Source organism: Streptomyces sp. ADMS (assembly GCF_033441795.1).
In the GTDB taxonomy this organism is placed as follows: Bacteria; Actinomycetota; Actinomycetes; order Streptomycetales; family Streptomycetaceae; genus Streptomyces.
This window is the reverse complement of sequence record NZ_JAVFVX010000132.1, coordinates 1-17633: the sequence shown is the minus strand read 5'-3', so window position 1 is coordinate 17633 and position 17633 is coordinate 1. Positions and strand designations below refer to the sequence as shown.

The following is a 17633-nucleotide window of genomic DNA, read 5'->3' as shown; positions in this document are numbered from 1 at the left end:
CGACCTCGCGCAGCGTTCCGGAGAAACCGTGCGACCAGCCGCAGTAGGCGTCGAATACGTAGACGAGCTTCATCGAAAGTCCCAACGAAGGTGTGTGCGCCCGCTGAATGCGAGCGATTCGCCTGAGGAAACAGTAACTGATGTGTCAGATATTTTCTCGCAGGTGTGACGGTCGGCCATATTCCTTGCGATCCCGTTGTCAGTGCATCGGTGAAGCGGCCCGGCCGCAGCCCGGAGAGGCCGTTCAGGGCAGGCGGGGCAGCACGTCCCGTGCGGAGTGACTCAGGATTCGCAGGTTCTCGGCGAACCGCTCCCGGTCCTCGGGCGGCAGCGGAGCCAGGAAGTAGCGCCGGATGTTCTCCACATGCACCCGGGACGCCCGCACGGTGGTCTCCTCTCCCAACAGGGTCAGCCGGACCAGCCGCCCGCGCCTGTCACCGGGATCCTCGGCGCGCTCCACCAGCCCGGCTGTCTCCATCCGGTCCACCAGGCGCGTCGCCCCGCCTGTGGTCAGCACCTGCTCCTGGGCGATGGCCCGCATCGACAGCCCGGGATCGCCGGCCCGCCCGAGAATGAGCAGCACCTCGAACACCAGATGGCTGATGCCGCACTCCAGCTCCAGCGACCGCCCGAGGATGTACTCCAGTCGGTTCGCCGACCCCTGCAACCGCCCGAACGCCAGCACCAGCGCATTGTCCGCGGCTTCCTTCGACGACGCGATCTCCGTCGACTCTTCCACGTTCCCCCCACCCAACTGGTTCTCCGCACCATGCATCCACCGATCATGCCTCGTGGGGCACCGGGGGCGCCCACCGTGCAGGAACACGTCAGTCACGGACTGACAGAGCGCACCGCTCAGGCGCACGGGCAGGCCGGGAAGTGGAAGATCTGAAGCCTTGCTCGCGTCGCCTTGGCGCTGCCGGGCGGCCTGATGCCGAAGCGGACGACCTCGATCGTGAGACGTCCGTCAGTACGCGACGGTGATGCGGCGACGGATCCCCGTGCTCTTCTCGGCCTCGTCGACCAGGGCGACCGCGTAGTCCTCGGCGCTGATGAAGCTGGTGCCGTCCGGCGCGATCAGCAGGTCGTCGCCGCCGAGGCGGAAGGTGCCGGTGCGCTCGCCGGGGGCGATCTCGTCGGCCGGGGAGACATACGTCCAGTCCAGGTCGTCGCCCACCTCAGCGAGCAGCAGGTGCAGCACCTCGCGCTGGGCGAGCGACTCGGCCTTGTACATCGCGGGGAAGTCCGGGGTGTCGACCCGGTCCTGGCCCGAGGCGGTCTTCAGGCTGCCTGCCCCTCCGACCACCAGCAGGCGGTGTACGCCCGCGGTGCGCAGCCCCTCGACCAGGGACTTGTACGTCGCCAGCAGCGGGGCGGTCGGGTCGGAGCCGTCGCGGGGCGGGGAGACGGCGGAGATGACGATGTCGTGTCCGGCGGCGGCCTGGGCGACCTCGCCCGGCACGGTGGCGTCCAGGGCGAGGACGGTCAGCGCCTGGTGCTCCGGCAGGGCGTCCGCGCGGCCCGAGCGGGTGGCGGCGGTGACTTCGTGGCCGCGGCCGAGCGCTTCCGCCGTGACTCGGGAGCCGATCATGCCGGTGGCGCCGATCAGGAGGATCTTCACGGGTGACTCCGTTCGTATGTGTCGTACTCGTTCTGAATGCGTGGGTGTCGTCAGCGCCGGATCTCGAAGGTGACCTTCGCCCGTTCCACCGTCTCCTGCAGGACACGCACCTCTCCGGAGGCGTTCTGGTACCTGCCGGTGCCGCCCGTGATGGCGAACCGCTCGTCGAAGACGGGTCCGGAGGCGGAGAGCTTCGCCGTGCCGGCCGTGGTGATCTTGCCGCCGGGCAGCTCGTAGACGAAGGTCAGCAGCTCGGCGGTGCGCGGCTTGGCGTCGGTGGAGACGCCGACGAAGCTGCTGGTGCCCAGCTTGCGGCCGTCGCGGCCGGTGAGGTCGCCGGTCCCGATCAGCTGGTCGCCGAGGGCGGAGTCGGCCGGGGTGACGTCGACCATGTTGACCGCGGTGCCCTTCTCGACGGCCTCGATGATGATCGTGCGGTGTCCGTGCGAGGCGGGAGCGGCGTCCGCCGAAGCGGGCGCCAGGGACAGGCCGAGGGTGAGGGCGCCGGCCGTGGCGGCGGCGACACCGAACCCGGGGAGGGTGCGCTTGCGCATGATCGGGCTCCACATCTGTGGGGGCGGTAAAAGTATCTGCCGATGCAGACAATATATCTGCTGCAGCAGAGATTGCAACGGCAGCTTCTGCCGCTCTCGCCTTTCTGTCATCCTCATGGGGTGAACGAGCAACTGCTGAACGACGACGACGTGACGCTCTACGGACTGTTCGTGGAGGCGTTCGTTCGCCTCAAGCCCCTCGTGCACCGCGATCTGGGAGTTCCGGACACCTGGTTCGAGGTGCTGCTGCGGCTGGGCCGCACGCCCGGGCACCGGCTGCGCATGACGGACCTGGCGGAGGCCGTGTCCTTCAGCTCGGGCGGCTTCACCCGGCTCGCCGACCGCATGGCGGAGGCGGGGCTGATCCGCCGCGACCCCGACCCCGACGACCGCCGAGCCGCACTCGCCGTACTGACCGACAAAGGAGCCGAAGCACTCGACCGCGCCATGGCCGCCCACGTCTCCCATCTCCGCAGCCACGTCACCGGACCGCTCTCATCCGAGGACCGTCGCCACCTGGAGCGCATCCTGCGCACGCTCCGCGACGCGAACGAGTGAGATACGCGCGGGCGTACGGTCACGTCGGGCACCGGCGGCATCTTCCTGCTGACACTCCTCCTCGGAGTGCTGACAGACCGCGCGGCCGCTCTCGGCGGAGGAAGGCGGGAAGGATCGGTGTGGGCGCGTGCATCTGCTCCGGCTCGGCGAGGCGGACACGGAAACGCAGGTTGTCGACGCCGGCGCGACTTGCGCGTCATGGCCGAGGACCGAGCGTGTCGATGTCCTCCGCGGAGGCGTGGCCGGACTCCAGCATCCGGATCGCCGAGAGAAGGTATGGCACGAGCAGGGCTTCACCACGAACCCGGCGCGGTCCTGCGCGACGCAGCAGTATGGGGCGAGCGACTACGAGATCCAGGATCTCCTCGACTACGTCCGCACTCCCTCCGACCCGATCAACCAGCTTCTCGAGAACCGCGCCGCCACTCCGCTGACCCGGCTGATAGCAGGGACACCTGACGCCCCGGTCAATGTCGCACGGCCCAGCGAGCGTCACCTGACCATCCGCGTCGCCCGCGACCGCCGCCGGGTGGCGACCGTGCCGGCCGACCGCCACCTCGATGTCCTCGCGATGCTCGACAGCGGACTCGACCTCGACCAGCGTCTCCACAACGGCCAACTCGTCACCACCCGGCGCACCCGGTAGCGCCTGGCCCTGTCGCAAGAAACCAAGCGTGGGACTGCGGCTAAACAGGAGGGCGATGCACCGCAGAGTCACCGACTTGCCGCCGCCCGTGGAGGCGTTGACGCGGACGCACGGGGACTCCGCGCCCAGGTTGACTGAGACGACCCGCCCGGCGTAGCCGATCCCGGTGATGGGCGCGGACTCCTTGGCGGCGGCCACCATCTCGCGCACCTTGGGGTTCTACCTTCGCCGGTCTCATCGGGTTCGGCATCGCCCGCCTGGTCAAGGCGCCGGGTGGACGAGGCGATCGGTTGGGGCAGCATCGCGGCCCTCAGCTTGATGACGCTGTGCATCGCGCTGTTGGACTCTGGAGGAGGGCAACACAAACGGCGCTCGCGTGTGGGAGCCATCCCGGGAGCACGGCTTCCACGCCCTGCGCCACTTCTACGCCTCCGAGGAACTGGAGGCTGGCGAATCGGTCATCTCCCTGGCACGCTGGCTGGGGCACTCCGACCCCGGGTTCACGCTGCGGAAATACTCCCAACTTCCTGCCCCGCGCGGGCGCACGAGGCAGCGCCGCCTTCGACGCGATTTTCGCGTAGCCGTGGCCGGTCGGCAAAACCTGTGGAGCGTGGCTCGTAGCCCACCGCGGGCCCAAAGTCCCAGAGAAGTCCCAGAGATGCCGCCGCACCCCTCCCTGACCCGCTAAGCCGCAGGTCAGACGAGGTGCGGCGGCATCCTCACATCAAATGTCCCGGAAGAGACCAGCCAACGCCGTGACCTGCGATGTCGGGCCGTCGCAGGTCGTTGACCTGTATGAATGCCCTTTCGGTTGTTTCACGCTCGTACCGGCTGATGCGGCTGGAAGTCCCAGGTGAGCTTGTTCCGCTTTGGCAGACACCATTGGTGTGGTGGTCAGGCTCACGTTTTTGCGGTGCTGGGCCCCTACGAGGGCCGCGACCGCACTCTGCCGGGCGCGGTCGCCGGACCCACCGCCAACCCGGCCTGCTCACCGAGGAGTTCACCGGGACCGCGCAGGGCGAGCAGAGCACGGTAGCCGGCGTAGGACTGGGCGACGACCTTGACCCAGCCGCGCAGCAGTACTGGGTTGGTGTGTTCTGTTCCCCAGCTTTGCACACGTGATTCCGCGGGAGAGGAGCGTGTGGGAACGCGATGTCGGAAAGCCGCCAGCATCATGCCGCGCCGGTCGCGAGAATCGACCTGTGAACAAAGGACCCGGGCCCTTGGCGCCCACCCTTTTCGATCTGGAGGGCGACAGACACCAGGCACCGGACAGCCGCGGCAGCGCGGACCTTCCCGGGCTCGGTGGGCTCGACTGGAACGCGCTGTACGACGAGCTGAATACCCGGGGTGTGGCCGTCACGCCGCCGCTGCTGTCCAGGGAGCAGTGCGCCGAACTCATCGGCACGTTCGACCGGCCGGGGCTCTTCCGCTCGACGGTGGTGATGCAACGGCATGGATTCGGGCGGGGCACCTACAAGTACTTCGAGCACGCTGGCACCCCTCGGCTGGTCCGGGCGCTGCGTGAGGAGATGTACCCGGGCATGGCGTGGATGGCCAACCAGTGGGCTCCCCTGCTGGGGGAACGGACCTTCCCGGCCGCCCTCGACCAGATGCTGGCCGAATGCGCGGCACACGGCCAGGTGCGGCCGACGCCGCTGATCCTGCGGTACGGCCCCGGGGACTACGCCGCCCTCCATCAGGACGTCTACGGAGAGCTGGTGTTTCCGCTCCAGGTCGCGTTCATGCTCAACGACCCGGACGTCGACTTCACCGGCGGCGAAAGCGTGTTCGTGGAGCGGCAGCCCCGCTCCCAGGCCCGCCCCGTGGTGGTACGGCCGCGCCTCGGTCAGGGCGTGATCTTCCCCGTGCGGCACCGGCCGGTGCGGGGCAGCCACGGAATGCGCCGGTGCGCGGTGCAGCACGGCACGGGCGAGGTGCTCGGCGGCCGGCGCAATGTGCTCGGGGTGATATTCCACAACGCCCGCTGACGGGGCAGCGGGACTGCGGGGCAGCAGGGTCACGGAGGCCGGTTTTCGCCGCGCTCTGCAACCCCGGAGGCACAGTCTGGTGTTACAAGGTTATGGAACCATCTGACGAGGAACCGCGATGACGACACTATTCACCACGCTCGACAGCCCGCTCGGCGGACTGCTGCTGGTCGGCGAGCGGAGCGCGACCGCCCCCGGCGGTACCGCCCTCGCCTCGCTGTCCGTCCCCGGACAGAAGGGCGGCGTGACCCCAGGGGCCGGCTGGCTCCGGGACGCGGACGCGTTCACCGGGATCGCCGGACAGCTGGCCGCCTACTTCGCCGGCACGCTGACCCACTTCGACATCGAGTACGTCCCCTCCGGCACCCCCTTCCGGCGGCGGGTCTGGGAGGCGCTGGAGAGCATTCCGTACGGGACGACCTTCACCTACGGCGAGATCGCCGCCCGGATCGGTGAACCGCGCGGCGCGGCCCGGCCCGTCGGTACGGCGATCGGCGCCAACCCGCTGCTGGTGGTGCGGCCCTGCCACCGGGTCGTCGGGGCGAACGGGTCGCTCACGGGCTACGCCGGCGGCCTGGAGCGCAAGCAGCTGCTGCTCGCCCTGGAAGGCATGACGTTCCCCGCCGCTCTGCCCGGCAGGGACGAATGACCACCGGCCTCCGGCTCGCCGGCGTCCGCCGGAGCGTCGACGAGGCCGACTGGGCCGCGCTCGCCGACGCGCTGGACACGCACGGCTGCGCCCTGACGCCCGAGCTGCTCAGCCCCGACAAGTGCCGGGAGATCGCCGAGCTGTACGAGCGGGCCGAGCTGTTCCGCAACACGGTCGACATGGCCCGGCACCGCTTCGGCTCGGGGACGTACCGGTACTTCACCCATGACCTGCCCCCGGTGGTCGCCGCGCTCCGCGAGGCCCTCTACCCCCACCTGCTGGCCGTGGCGCGGGACTGGGCCGCCCGGCTAGGCCGTCCGGCACCCTGGCCGGACGACCTCCAGGAATGGCTGGCGATGTGCCACGAGGCCGGCCAGGACCGCTCCGCGCAGATCCTCCTCCGTTATCAGGAGGGCGACTGGAACGCGCTGCACCGCGACGTCTTCGGCGATCTCGTCTTCCCCCTCCAGGTCGTGATCGGCCTGGACGAGTACGGCGTCGACTACACCGGAGGGGAGTTCCTGCTCGTCGAGCAGCGCGCCCGGGCCCAGTCGCGCGGTACCACCGTCGCGCTGCGCCAGGGGCACGGGCTCGTGTTCACGACCCGGGACCGGCCGGTGCGGACCAAGCGAGGCTGGTCCGCGGGTGCCGTCCGGCACGGGGTGAGCACCGTTCACTCCGGCCGTCGGCGCGCGCTGGGGCTGGTCTTCCACGACGCGTCATGACGGCCGCACAGGCGCGTACGTACCGTCTGCTGGGGTCGGACGGGGCGCCGTACAGCAGCCCGGTGCCGGGCACTCTCGGCGGATACCGGCGCGGACGGCTGTACGGGCGGCTGGACTGCCCTTCCGCGGCCCGCTTCCTGGCCCGCGGCGGCTACGTCCGCGAACGGGTGTTCTTCGCCGACGAGGCCACCGCCGTAGCGGCCGGATACCGGCCGTGCGCGGTGTGCCTGCCCGAGGCGTACCGACGCTGGAAGGCCGGCCGCGGCACCGGTGAGGAGACCACTGATGAGAACGGCGACGGGAACCGTCCGGCCGGACACTCCCCGCTCGTCGATCCCGCCGACTGGGACGCGTACGGGGAACCGCCCCGGCCTGTCCCGCACACCCCGGCCGAACTCGCCGCGCTGCTCGGCCTGCTGACGGTGCCACGGTCCCGGATCGCCACCGTGGTGACGGGGCACAGCCGGGACGCGGCGTCCGTGTCGGCCGCCGCGGCCTTCGGCGAGGCATGGGAGGCGCGCGGTGGCACGGTCCTCGCGGTCGTCGACTGGCCCGAGACAGCGGCCTCCTGGCTGCGCCCGGCCCGCCGGCTGACCGCGCCCGCCCCCGACGCCTGGGTGATCGCCGCGGCCCCGGCCGGCTTCGTCCAGCTCGCCCGGCGCCTGCGGCACAGCACCGACTGGGAGCCGTCCCGCTCCTACGCCTTCGGGACGCTGTCCGACTCCAGGGTTCCGGCGCTGGCCGGCCCGGGTGTCCTGCACGGTCTGCGTGGCGCGGGCGCCGACGGCGGCACGTGGACCATCCGCGGGGGCTGGGTCACCAGCCTGCCGGCCCGAGCCAGCGGGTGAGGGCGGTACGCAGGGACTCCGCGTCCCGATGGTCACCGCGCCCCGACCAGACCGCGTAGCCGTCGGGGCGCACCAGCACGGCGTCCGTGTCCCAGATGCCGCTGACCGGGGTGGCCGCGACGACGGCGACACGGTCGGCCCACGGACCCGCCACGGTCCGCAGGGTGGTGTCCCCGGACAGGTCGAGCAGGAGCGGGCGGGCGTCGTGCAGCAGCTCGGCGAGGGTGGTGGTCCCCTCGGCGGTCTTCAGCGGCAGGCTGGGCACCATGCGCCCGGCCAGCGGATCGTCGGCGCGCCCACCCACCGGGTACACCACGCCCACACCCGTGATCATGGTGCTCAGGTAGGCGTTGACCTCGTCGAACCGCATCAGCGCCGTGAACAGTTCACGCAGTGCGTCCGTCCGGGGATCGGGGTCCATGAGGGCCACCTGGGCCTTCACGTTGTGCAGCACCGCGGCCGCCACCGGCTGCCGCTCGCTGTGATACGTGTCGAGCAGCCCGTCCGGCGCCCGGCCACGGATCTCGGCAGCCAGCTTCCAGCCGAGGTTGACGGCGTCCTGGAGGCCCAGGTTCACACCCTGACCGCCGGCCGGGAAGTGTACGTGCGCGGCGTCGCCGGCCAGCAGGATCCGGCCCCTGCGGTACTGCTCCGCCTGGAGTGACGCGTCGCTGAAGCGGGCGATCCAGTCGGGGCTGTCCATCGGAACGGGCCGGCCCGCGATGCGTTCCACCTCGCCGCGCAGCTCGTCCAGCGTGACGGGGGAGTGCCGGTCCTGGTGCGGGCCCCGGTAGTCGTACGTGCACACGCGGCTGGCCCCGTGGGGGTTGACCCACAGCAGCGTCCAGCCACGCGGTGTGCGCTGCCAGCCGCCGGGCGCCCCGGCCGGGTCCAGCAGCCGCACCTCGCCCATCAGGGCCGCGACGGTCGGCCCGTCGCCCAGGAAACGGATGCCGCTCAGCCTGCGCACGGCGCTGCGCGCCCCGTCCGCGCCGACCACCCAGCGAGCCGTGAGCGTCTGTTCGGCACCGGACACGGACCGCAGGCGCAGCCGTACCTGGTCGTCGTACTCGTCGAGGCCGACGAGTTCCGCGTCGCGCCGCAGCCGGGCGCCGAGTCGTACGGCGTCGGCCGCGAACACCTCCTGGGCGAACGCCTGCGGGCTGCCGACGATGGCCGGACCCTCGTCGAGGACCCGGGACAGGTCCAGCTCGAAGATCGAGGCGAAGTGGAAACGCACCGGGCCGTGCGTACCGCGGGCGGCGGCGTACCGGCCGGGCTGCACGGCCTCCAGCAGCCCCCGGCGGTCCAGGGTCTGGGCCGTGCGCGCGTGCAGGGTGCTCGCCTTGGAGACACCGTCCGACTCGGGCAGCTTCTCCAGGATCGTCACATCGACGCCCAGCAGGGCCAGTTCCCGTGCGACCAGCGTGCCGACCGGCCCGCCGCCCACCACGGCGACCTCGGTGTCGAATCCGCTCTCCGCTGCCGAGTCCGACCCAACACGCATACTGCTCTCCCTGCTTTTGTCGTTTCGTCGCCGCTGCCCGAGAGAACGAACACCGGAGCCGCCGAAACGGTTGCCGCACGGCAGGGTCCCCCGAAGAACACCTCTGTCATCTGCGGAAACGAGCTGGCTCGATCCTTCAGTGGCCCTTGCGAGAGTGCAGCCATGAGACAGAGCTGTCGCGAACGAAGGGGCGTGTCATGACGACGATGCCACTGACCGGGAAAGCGTTGCGCCTGGCTCGATTGTCCCGTGCGGGTGATGGGCGGTATCTGTTCATTCCGCTCGATCACTCTGTATCCGACGGACCGATCGTCAGCGCGGCGGGATTCCCGGACCTGGTCACGGACATCGCGAAGGGCGGCGCGGACGCCGTCGTCGTGCACAAGGGCAGGGCGCGGCTGATCCCGCCGGCCGTTCTCACCACAACCCGGCTCGTGGTGCACCTGAGCGCCAGTACGCAGGCCGGTCCCGACGCCGACGCCAAGGTGCTCGTCGGTGACGTCGAGGAGTGCGTCCGGCTGGGCGCGGACGCGGTGAGCGTGCACGTCAACATCGGGTCCGACACCGAGGCCGCGCAGTTGAGCGACCTCGGGACCGTCGCGGCGGCCTGCGATCGCTGGGGCATGCCCCTGATCGCGATGGTCTATCCGCGCGGCCCCCGGGTGAACGACCCCACCCGTCCCGAACTCGTGGCGCACGCCGCGAGTATCGCGGCCGACCTCGGTGTCGACATCGTCAAGACGGTGCTTGCCGCCCCGCCGGAGCGGATGGCGGAGGTGGTGGAGAGTTCCCCGCTGCCGATCGTCGTCGCCGGTGGCGGCGGGACCGAGGGCAGCCTCGAAGCGTTCGCCACAGCGGCCCTGTCGGCGGGCTGTGCCGGACTCGCCGTCGGCCGGCGCGTGTTCACCAGTCCGTCCCCCAAGCACGTGGTGCAGAAGCTGGCCGCGATTGTCCACGGCCATGGGCTCGCGAGCCCGTCAGCGGCTTCGTCGGCTGCGTCCTCGTCGGCCTCCTCGTCCTCGTCCTCCTCTCCCGAACTGGCAGGTGCTCTGTGAAATTCGCCTGGATCGACCTCCGTAACGTGCCCGCCGAACAGCGCGAAGCGGTCATCGACGCCGCCGTTCACGCTCGTGTGGACGGCATCGTGGACCGCGACGCCCAGACGCTCGCGACCTTGCCTGTCACCGTCAAGCGCATCCTGACCGGCGCCACGCGCCCGGAGGGAGACGGGTTCGACGACCTGATCGTGCTGCGCGAGGTCGGCGGCACCGAACAGCTGAACCAGCTCCGCTCCTGGCACCAGTCCGGCGAGAAGGACATCGCCGGTCTGGTCGACGTCGTCGACGACCCGACGCTGAACCTGGCCTGCGAGACGGCCATCGCCCTGCCGTACACGGTCGTGCAGTTCAAGGACCCGACGAAGATCCCGCTGGAGATCGTGATCGCGGCCGCGGACCGTTCCCCGGGCCAGCTCATCTGCCGGGCCGATGATCTGGAGGAGGCCAGGGTCATCATCGATGTCCTGGAGAAGGGTTCGGAAGGTGTCCTGTTCGCACCGCGCAACGCCAACGACGTCTTCGAACTCGTGGAGCTGCTGCGGGTCAAGACCCCGGACCTGAGCCTGAGCACACTGACGGTCGAGTCGATCGAGCACCTGGGCCTGGGCGATCGGGTCTGCATCGACACCTGCACGCACTTCGAGAAGGACGAGGGCATGCTCGTCGGCTCGTACGCACACGGCTTCATCCTGTGCGTGAGCGAGACGCACCCGCTGCCCTACATGCCGACCCGCCCCTTCCGCATCAACGCGGGCGCGCTGCACAGCTATGTCTTCGGCCAGGACAACCGGACGAACTACCTGAGCGAGCTGAAGGCCGGCTCCGCCGTCCTGGCCGTGGGTGCCGACGGCCGCACGCGCCGCATCGTGGTGGGCCGCATCAAGCTGGAGTCCCGTCCGCTGCTGAGCATCAGGGCGGTCTCGCCCGAGGACGTCGAGGTCAACCTGATCGTCCAGGACGACTGGCACGTCCGGGTTCTCGGTCCCGGCGCCAGTGTGCTGAACGTGACGGAACTCAAGAAGGGCGACCAGGTCCTCGGCCATGTCGCCACCGACAAGCGGCACGTCGGCTGGCCCGTCGGCGAGTTCTGCGTCGAGAAGTGAGCCGGACCGCCGGGCCGGTGCCGTGCCCGCACAGACACGGCACCGGTCCGGCGGGTCCGCAGCGGCCCCCGGAGAGACGATGAGTGACGAAGCCTGGTGGGGCGACCGACTGCTCGCAGCCGCCGATCCACAGGCAGTCTGGGCGCGATCCGGCAGTGCGGTCTCCTTCGGAGAGCTCCGAGCGGAGACGACCCGGCTGGCCCACACCCTCAGCTGCCACGGAATCCGCCCGGGTGCGACGGTGGCGGTGCACGGCACACCGAGCTTCACCCAGCTGTGGTGCGTTTTCGCCCTGTGGTCCATCGGCGCGCAGGTGATCCTGCTGGAGCCCGCGCTGGGTCGTGCGGAGCGGGCGGCTCTGCTGGAGCTGAGCGCCCCGCAGTTCGTGATCGGCGTGGGCGAACGCCACGACCGTGCGGACCTGTTCGTACCCGAGTGCGAGGTGCTCGTACGGCGCAGGCGGGGCGGGCTGCCCGCGCGGACCCCCCACTGTCTGGTGCAGTTCTCCTCCGGCACCACGGGCCGTCCCAAGGCGGGGGGCCGCACGGCCGCCTCCCTGCTGACCGAGGTGGAGCGGCTCGGCTCCCTGCCCCTGATGCCGGGGACCGGCGAGCGGGTCGCGGTCCCCGAACCGATAGCGCACTCCTTCGCGCTGATCGGTGGTGTGCTGCACGCACTAGCGGTCGGCGCGACCGTGGTGTTCCCGGCCTCCGAGAGCAGTGCGGCGGTCGCCGAGGCCGTGGCCCGTTCCCATGTCGTCCTGGGGCGCCCGCACCACTTCGCCATGCTCGCCGACGCCGCGGCCGGGACCGCTCTGCCCTTCCTGCGGCTGGCCGTTTCCGGCGGAGACACCCTGCCCGCCGAGACCGCGGGTGCCTTCGCCCGGCGGTACGGAGTCCTGGTGGGCCAGGCGTACGGAACGACCGAGACCGGCATCGTCTCCACCGACCTGGCCGGGGTGTACGGGCCGGAGTCGATCGGCGTGCCGGTGCCGGGAGTGCGCACCCGGGTGACGGCCGGGGCCCTCCAGGTCCATGTCCCGCGCTCGCCCCACCCCTACGAGCCGTGGCCCCGACAGGACGGTGGCTGGCTGTCCACGTACGACCTCGTCACCCGGGACCCGGCGACCGGAGCCCTGTGGCTGCGGGGCCGGGCCGGGCAGACCGCGTCCGGCGCCCAGCTGCTGGACATCGAGGCGGTGCTGCGGGCCCATCGGCATGTCACGGAGGCAGTGGTGCTGGGGCCCGACCCGGTCGAGGCACATGTGGCGGGCACCGACGAACTGGCCCGGGCCGATCTGTCGGCGTGGTGCCGGAGGTTCCTCGGTGAACAGGCCGTGCCGCGCCGGTTCCACATGGTGCCCGAACTGGCCAGGTCCGCGAGCGGCAAGCTGCTGCGCGACCGGGACCGGCTGCACGAGCGAGGCTGGGCGCCGCGCCCGGGACTCGCGGGCCGGAGACGCTGATGGCCGACCGGAGGCCACAGGCCCGTCCCGCCATCGCGTCCACGGGACCCGCGTACACGACCGACGCGGAGCGCTGGCGGGCGGTGCAGCGCCGCGACGCAGCGGCGGACGGCAAGTTCTACTACGTCGTGCGGACGACGGGCATCTACAGCCGGCCCTCCTGCGCGGCGCGGCTGGCCCGCCGGGAGAACGTGGAGTTCCATCTCTCTCTGGAGGACGTGCGCGCGCGGGGTTACCGCCCGTGCCGCCGCTGCCGCCCCGACGAGTCGGCGCCGAACAGGTACTACGCGGACACCGTGGCGCGCGCCTGCCTGCTGATGGACGGAGCGCTGGAGCCCCCCAACCTGGACGGCCTGGCGCGGACGGCCGGCTACAGCCGTTTCCACTTCCACCGGATGTTCAGGTCGTTGACGGGGGTCACGCCGTACGCGTACTGGACAGCGGTGCGCGCCCGGCGCGTCCGGGCGGAACTGACCGGGGCACGCACCGTCTCCGACGCCATCTACCAGGCCGGGTTCAACTCCAACGGCCAGTTCTACGCCGTCTCGTCGGCGATTCTCGGTATGACTCCGCAGGTGTTCCGCGCGGGCGGTGACGGTGAGGTTATCCGGTCGGCGACGGGTGCGTCCTCGCTCGGCCCGGTGCTGGTGGCCGCCACGGACAAAGGGGTGTGCGCGGTGCTGCTGGACGGCGCGGACGGCGGCACGGAGGGTGCGTACGACGGATCGGGCGGGACACTGCTGCCGCGGCTCGTGGAGATGTTCCCGCGTGCCGAGCACCGGGCGGACACCGGCTGGCTCGGCGCGCGGGTGGGCCGGGCGCTCGCCCGTGTCGATGTGCCCGAGCCGGGCCGGGGTCTGCTGCCTCGTCAGGTGCTGCGGGCCTGTCTGCGGGAGCGGATCCGCCAGGAACTCCAGGGGCTAGTGGTCCCTGCCGGGCACGGCGCAGGCCGCTCCCTCGCGCCGCTCGGCCTGCGCGACGCGGGCTGACGCCCGACGCGGCGGGGGAGGCCCCACCGCGTCGGGCGTCGCGGGCGTCAGCCCCAGAGTCCCTTGCGCCGCTCGCGCAGTTCCTTGAACGAGTCGAGGTCGGGAACCGTCCAGCCGTCGAGGTCGTACTCCTCCATGCACTTCTCGGCGAAGCCCTTGTACGCGTCGAGTTGGCCACTCGCCTCCTGCGCGTGAAGGATGTCGGTGCGCACCTGCTCGTGGTTGCCCGAGTAATTACGCTCGTACAATTCGTGCCGGCCGCCGAACTCGGTGCCTATCGCGTCCCACAGCAGCTTCATGAGTTTGACGCGGCTCACCGAGTCGTACCCGTTCGAGCCGCGGACGTACTTGTCGAGATACGGCCGGATCTCCGGATTGGCGAAGTCCTCGGCACTGGAATTGACGTAGATCAGACCGCTGGCGACGTCCTGCAGGATGATCTCCTTGATACGCGGATAACCGATGGTCATGAACCAGCGGTATGCCATGCCGTATTCGAGGCGCGGCAGCAGGGCGCCGTTCTTCCATTCCTGGGGATTGCGGGCGGCGGCGTCGCTGAGGGCCCAGAACATGTTGCGCCAGGCCAGCACCTCACCGATGCGGGACTGGATGCCGCGGAAGTCCTTGCTGCCGGTCATCTCCACGGCCTTGAGCAGCAGGCCGGCTATGAAGTCGATCTTCACCGCGAGACGGATGGCTCCGTGGAAGGTGAGCCGCTCCAGGAAACCGGACTGCGGGGCGAAGTCGTTCACCCGGTCCACGTCGCCGTAGAGGAAGACGTTCTCCCAGGGGATGAGCACCTTGTCCAGCACGAAGATGGTGTCGTTCTCGTCGAGCCGGCTGGAGAGCGGGTAGTCGAACGGGCTGCCCATCGCCGCGGCGTTCGCGGCGTAGGACGGCCGGCAGATCAGCTTCAGTCCGGGCGCGCCCATCGGCACGGTCGCGACCAGCGCGAACTTCTTGTCCCGCAGCGGCAGACCGTAGTGCGAGATGAAGTTGAAGTGGGTGATGGCCGAGCCGGTGGCGACGACCTTCGCCCCGGAGACGACCAGCCCGTTGTCGGTCTCCTTCTCCACATGGACGAAGACGTCCTGGACCTGCTCGGTGGGCAGATGGCGGTCCACCGGCGGGTGGATGATCGCGTGGTTCCAGAAGAGGACCTTCTCCTGCGACTCCTTGTACCAACGCCGGGCGTTCTCCTCGTACGGCGCGTAGTACTCGCTGTTGGCGCCGAGGGTGCCGAGGAACGCGGCCTTGTAGTCGGGGCTGCGGCCCATCCAGCCGTACGTCATCCTCGCCCACTCGGCGATCGCCTCGCGGTCCGCGACCAGGTCGTCCACACTGCGCGGGGTGCGGAAGAAGGCGTGGGTGAATCCGTCGCCGCCGGTGTCGGTGCGGGTGGTCAGCACGTCCCGCTTCGCCGGGTCGTGCAGGGCGTTGTAGAGGCGGGCCGTCATCAGCGCCGAGTTGCGGAACGCCGGATGGGCGGTGACGTCCTTGACCCGGTCCCCGTAGAGGTAGATCTCGCGGTCGTCCCGGAGGCTTTCCAGATACTCATCACCGGTCAGCGGCCGCGTCGCCGGTGCGTGGGGGGCGTCGGGTCCCGCGTCGCCGTTCTGTCGCGTCATGTCTTCTTCCTTGTCCGGTCGATGAACCTGTGGTCGGTGGTGGTCATACGTGTCTGCTCGTGGCCGCCAGCGCGCCGAAGTCGGCCGCCCAGCCGTGGGCGGGCCCGTCGAGCGACCCGGTCCAGGCCGCCCCGTCGGACGGGCGGTGGAACTCGCCCAGCACCCCGGCGGAGAAGACCAGGGGTTCTCCGTCCAGAGCCTCGAAGCGCACCACCTCGCCGACGTACAGCACATGGTCACCGCCGTCGTACGAGGCCCAGGGGACGCAGGTGAAGTGCGCCACGGCGCCCGCGAGCCGGGCGGCGGTGGGGTCGCCCTCCCAGCGGATGTCGGGGGCGGGCACATCGGCGCGGCCCGCGAAGAGCAGGGCGAGATCGCGCTGGTCCGCCGCCAGCACGTTGATCCCGAACGCGGACCGCTCCCTGAGCCGGTCACAGCTGCGGCTGCGCCGGTCCAGGGAGACCAGGACCAGCGGCGGGCTCAGGGACACGGAGGTGAAGGAGCTGACGGTGACACCGTGCACGGCGCTCCCGTCGCCGGTGGTGACGACGGTCACGCCCGAGGCGAACCGCCCCAGACAGTCCCGCAACGCGCGCTGTTCAAGGCTCACGGGAGATTCCTCCTCCTTGAGAAAGAAAACGGATGCGAAACCGAAGGCAATCAACGCGCGAATCCGAATGCATTACGCGGGCATTGTTCCAGCTGTCGCTGAAGAACCGATCCAGGAATATGGACCCCACCGATCTGCTTGACGGACAGATGTTCCGCGTTCTAGCTTTCCAGACCTAGAGCGTAATTCGGTCGGAATCCAGGGGGAACCCATGCGTATTCAAGTAGATGTGAATGAAGCTCTGCAGGACTATGTGGCAGAGATTTCACTGCGTGAACCGGACCTGCTCCAGGAACTCCGGATCAAGACGTCCGAACTTCCGCTGGCCCTTATGCAGATCTCGCCCGAGCAGGGTCAGTTCATCTCTCTGCTGGTGAAGGCGATCGGCGCCAGGCGCGCCCTTGAGGTCGGTGTGTTCACCGGCTACAGCCTGCTCTCGACCGCCCTGGCACTGCCCGAGGAGGGCAGCGTGGTCGCCCTCGACATCAGCGAGGAGTGGTCCGCCATGGCCCTCGACTTCGCGGAGCGGGCCGGCGTCGCCGACCGGATCGACCTGCGGATCGGCGATGCGCGCCAGTCCCTCGACGCCCTGCTGGCGGAGGAGGGCGCGGTTGGCTCGTTCGACTTCGTCTTCATCGACGCCGACAAGGAGAACTACGAGGCCTACTTCGAGGCCGCGCTGAAGCTGCTGCGCACCGGCGGTCTGATCGTCGTGGACAACGTGCTGTGGCACGGCGCGGTGCTCGACGAGACGCAGCAGGACTCCGAGACGACGGCGCTGCGGGCCTTCAACGCCAAGGTCCGCGAGGACAAGCGGGTGGACCTGAGCGTCCTGCCGTACGCCGACGGCCTCACCTTCGCCCTCAAGCGCTGAGCGCGCGACGCACCGAACGCGAAGGCCGGCGCCGGGCGCCGGCCTTCCGACACACCCTCATCGGGTCCGCACACCTTCATCAGGTACGAGTCTTCACGAGGTATGACCATGGATCAGAATCCACCCGGCATAAGACGCCGCCTCCTCCTCGCCGGTGCCGCCGGAGCAGGAGGAGCCGCAGCACTCGGACTCCACGGGAGCGCCCACGCGGCAGCACCAGCCGCCGAGGCGCTCCCCGACGTGGGAGCGACGCTGTCGGCCGGCCCGATCGCCGTCACGCCCGCGGACCAGCAGTATCCGGATCTGGTGCGGGCCCTCAACGCCCGTTACACCGCGAAACCGGAGTCCGTACGAGTCGTCGACGACCCCGCTCAGGTGGCCCCGATCGTCGCCGAGGCCGCCCGGGCGGGCAAACGGCTCACCATCCGCAGCGGCGGGCACTGCCTGGAGGACTTCGTCTACAACCCGCAGACGCAGCTCGTCCTCGACCTGTCGAAGATGAACGGCGTGTACTACTGCAGCCGGCTCAACGCGGTCGCCGTCGAGGCGGGCGCCCAACTGCTGGACGTCTACGAGAAGTTGTATTCCACCTGGGGCGTCACCATCCCGGGCGGCATCTGCTATTCGGTCGGCATCGGCGGCCATGTCTGCGGCGGTGGCTGGGGCATGCTCGTACGGCGCGACGGACTGGTCGTCGACCATCTGTACGCGGTGGAGGTGGTGACCGTCGCCGCCGACGGCACCGCGCTGACGGTCGTCGCCACCCGGGAGGCGAACGACCCCAACCGTGAGCTGTGGTGGGCCCAC

At 70.2% G+C, this 17633-nt stretch carries 18 protein-coding genes and 2 pseudogenes; 11 read left to right on the top strand and 9 right to left on the bottom strand.

The annotated features are described in order from the left end of the window. From RB628_RS34995 to RB628_RS34980, 4 genes and pseudogenes are all read right to left on the bottom strand, one after another. Window positions 1-73, bottom strand: a pseudogene (locus RB628_RS34995) (DsbA family protein); the annotation flags it as partial. A 171-nt stretch (window positions 74-244) separates the two neighbouring features. Then, window positions 245-775: a MarR family winged helix-turn-helix transcriptional regulator gene (locus RB628_RS34990; RefSeq protein WP_318324662.1), complete on the bottom strand. Its 531-nt coding sequence runs from the start codon at window positions 773-775 to the stop codon at window positions 245-247. A gap of 192 nt (window positions 776-967) precedes the next feature. After that, entirely contained in the window at window positions 968-1621 is a 654-nt protein-coding gene (locus RB628_RS34985; protein WP_318324661.1) for an NAD(P)-dependent oxidoreductase, read from the bottom strand. Window positions 1622-1671: 50 nt separating this feature from the next. Beyond that, window positions 1672-2175, bottom strand: a complete 504-nt coding sequence (locus RB628_RS34980; protein ID WP_318324660.1) for an allene oxide cyclase barrel-like domain-containing protein — start codon at window positions 2173-2175, stop codon at window positions 1672-1674. 120 nt (window positions 2176-2295) lie between these two features. On the opposite strand from RB628_RS34980, the gene RB628_RS34975 reads away from it, so the two are divergent. Further along, window positions 2296-2733, top strand: a complete 438-nt coding sequence (locus tag RB628_RS34975) for a MarR family winged helix-turn-helix transcriptional regulator (RefSeq protein ID WP_318324659.1) — start codon at window positions 2296-2298, stop codon at window positions 2731-2733. Between the two features lie 217 nt (window positions 2734-2950). Here RB628_RS34975 and RB628_RS34970 read toward each other — a convergent pair. Both RB628_RS34970 and RB628_RS34965 read right to left on the bottom strand, forming a co-directional pair. Then, window positions 2951-3057: pseudogene (locus tag RB628_RS34970) on the bottom strand (3-hydroxyacyl-CoA dehydrogenase family protein); the annotation flags it as partial. A gap of 1246 nt (window positions 3058-4303) precedes the next feature. After that, the gene (locus RB628_RS34965; RefSeq protein WP_318324658.1) at window positions 4304-4495 is read right to left on the bottom strand and encodes a hypothetical protein; all 192 of its coding nucleotides are present in this window, start codon (window positions 4493-4495) and stop codon (window positions 4304-4306) included. 107 nt (window positions 4496-4602) lie between these two features. On the opposite strand from RB628_RS34965, the gene RB628_RS34960 reads away from it, so the two are divergent. The 4 genes from RB628_RS34960 (at window position 4603) to RB628_RS34945 (ending at window position 7592) form a co-directional block, all read left to right on the top strand. Then, the gene (locus tag RB628_RS34960; RefSeq protein WP_318324657.1) at window positions 4603-5370 is read left to right on the top strand and encodes a 2OG-Fe(II) oxygenase; all 768 of its coding nucleotides are present in this window, start codon (window positions 4603-4605) and stop codon (window positions 5368-5370) included. A 118-nt stretch (window positions 5371-5488) separates the two neighbouring features. Continuing rightward, a complete protein-coding gene (locus RB628_RS34955) occupies window positions 5489-6019 on the top strand; it encodes a methylated-DNA--[protein]-cysteine S-methyltransferase (RefSeq protein ID WP_318324656.1) in 531 nt (176 codons plus the stop codon). Then, window positions 6016-6744, top strand: a complete 729-nt coding sequence (locus tag RB628_RS34950) for a 2OG-Fe(II) oxygenase (RefSeq protein ID WP_318324655.1) — start codon at window positions 6016-6018, stop codon at window positions 6742-6744. Before RB628_RS34955 ends, RB628_RS34950 begins: the two co-directional genes overlap by 4 nt. Continuing rightward, complete coding sequence (locus tag RB628_RS34945; protein WP_318324654.1) at window positions 6741-7592, top strand: Ada metal-binding domain-containing protein; 852 nt, start codon at window positions 6741-6743, stop codon at window positions 7590-7592. The genes RB628_RS34950 and RB628_RS34945 overlap by 4 nt, the downstream gene beginning before the upstream one ends. Here the strand turns inward: RB628_RS34945 and RB628_RS34940 are convergent. Continuing rightward, window positions 7561-9099, bottom strand: coding sequence for an FAD-dependent monooxygenase (locus RB628_RS34940; RefSeq protein WP_318324653.1), 1539 nt, complete (start codon window positions 9097-9099; stop codon window positions 7561-7563). The two genes, RB628_RS34945 and RB628_RS34940, sit on opposite strands and share 32 nt — an antisense overlap. Window positions 9100-9296: 197 nt before the next feature. Here RB628_RS34940 and RB628_RS34935 point away from each other — a divergent pair, with 197 nt between their 5' ends. The 4 genes from RB628_RS34935 (at window position 9297) to RB628_RS34920 (ending at window position 13714) form a co-directional block, all read left to right on the top strand. After that, entirely contained in the window at window positions 9297-10154 is an 858-nt protein-coding gene (locus RB628_RS34935) for a 2-amino-3,7-dideoxy-D-threo-hept-6-ulosonate synthase (protein WP_412180772.1), read from the top strand. After that, complete coding sequence (locus RB628_RS34930; protein ID WP_318324652.1) at window positions 10151-11260, top strand: 3-dehydroquinate synthase II; 1110 nt, start codon at window positions 10151-10153, stop codon at window positions 11258-11260. Before RB628_RS34935 ends, RB628_RS34930 begins: the two co-directional genes overlap by 4 nt. Window positions 11261-11339: 79 nt before the next feature. After that, window positions 11340-12725, top strand: coding sequence for a class I adenylate-forming enzyme family protein (locus tag RB628_RS34925; protein ID WP_318324651.1), 1386 nt, complete (start codon window positions 11340-11342; stop codon window positions 12723-12725). Then, complete coding sequence (locus RB628_RS34920) at window positions 12725-13714, top strand: bifunctional transcriptional activator/DNA repair enzyme AdaA (protein WP_318324650.1); 990 nt, start codon at window positions 12725-12727, stop codon at window positions 13712-13714. Before RB628_RS34925 ends, RB628_RS34920 begins: the two co-directional genes overlap by 1 nt. Before the next feature lie 47 nt (window positions 13715-13761). Here RB628_RS34920 and RB628_RS34915 read toward each other — a convergent pair whose 3' ends face one another. Further along, the gene (locus tag RB628_RS34915) at window positions 13762-15342 is read right to left on the bottom strand and encodes a 4-hydroxyphenylacetate 3-hydroxylase N-terminal domain-containing protein (protein ID WP_318324649.1); all 1581 of its coding nucleotides are present in this window, start codon (window positions 15340-15342) and stop codon (window positions 13762-13764) included. A gap of 43 nt (window positions 15343-15385) precedes the next feature. Further along, window positions 15386-15952 (bottom strand): flavin reductase family protein, encoded by a 567-nt coding sequence (locus tag RB628_RS34910; protein WP_318324648.1) that lies wholly within the window; start codon window positions 15950-15952, stop codon window positions 15386-15388. Between the two features lie 211 nt (window positions 15953-16163). On the opposite strand from RB628_RS34910, the gene RB628_RS34905 reads away from it, so the two are divergent. Next, the gene (locus RB628_RS34905) at window positions 16164-16826 is read left to right on the top strand and encodes a class I SAM-dependent methyltransferase (protein WP_318324647.1); all 663 of its coding nucleotides are present in this window, start codon (window positions 16164-16166) and stop codon (window positions 16824-16826) included. 108 nt (window positions 16827-16934) lie between these two features. Further along, on the top strand, window positions 16935-17633 hold a 699-nt coding region (locus tag RB628_RS34900; protein WP_318324646.1), incomplete at its 3' end, for an FAD-binding oxidoreductase.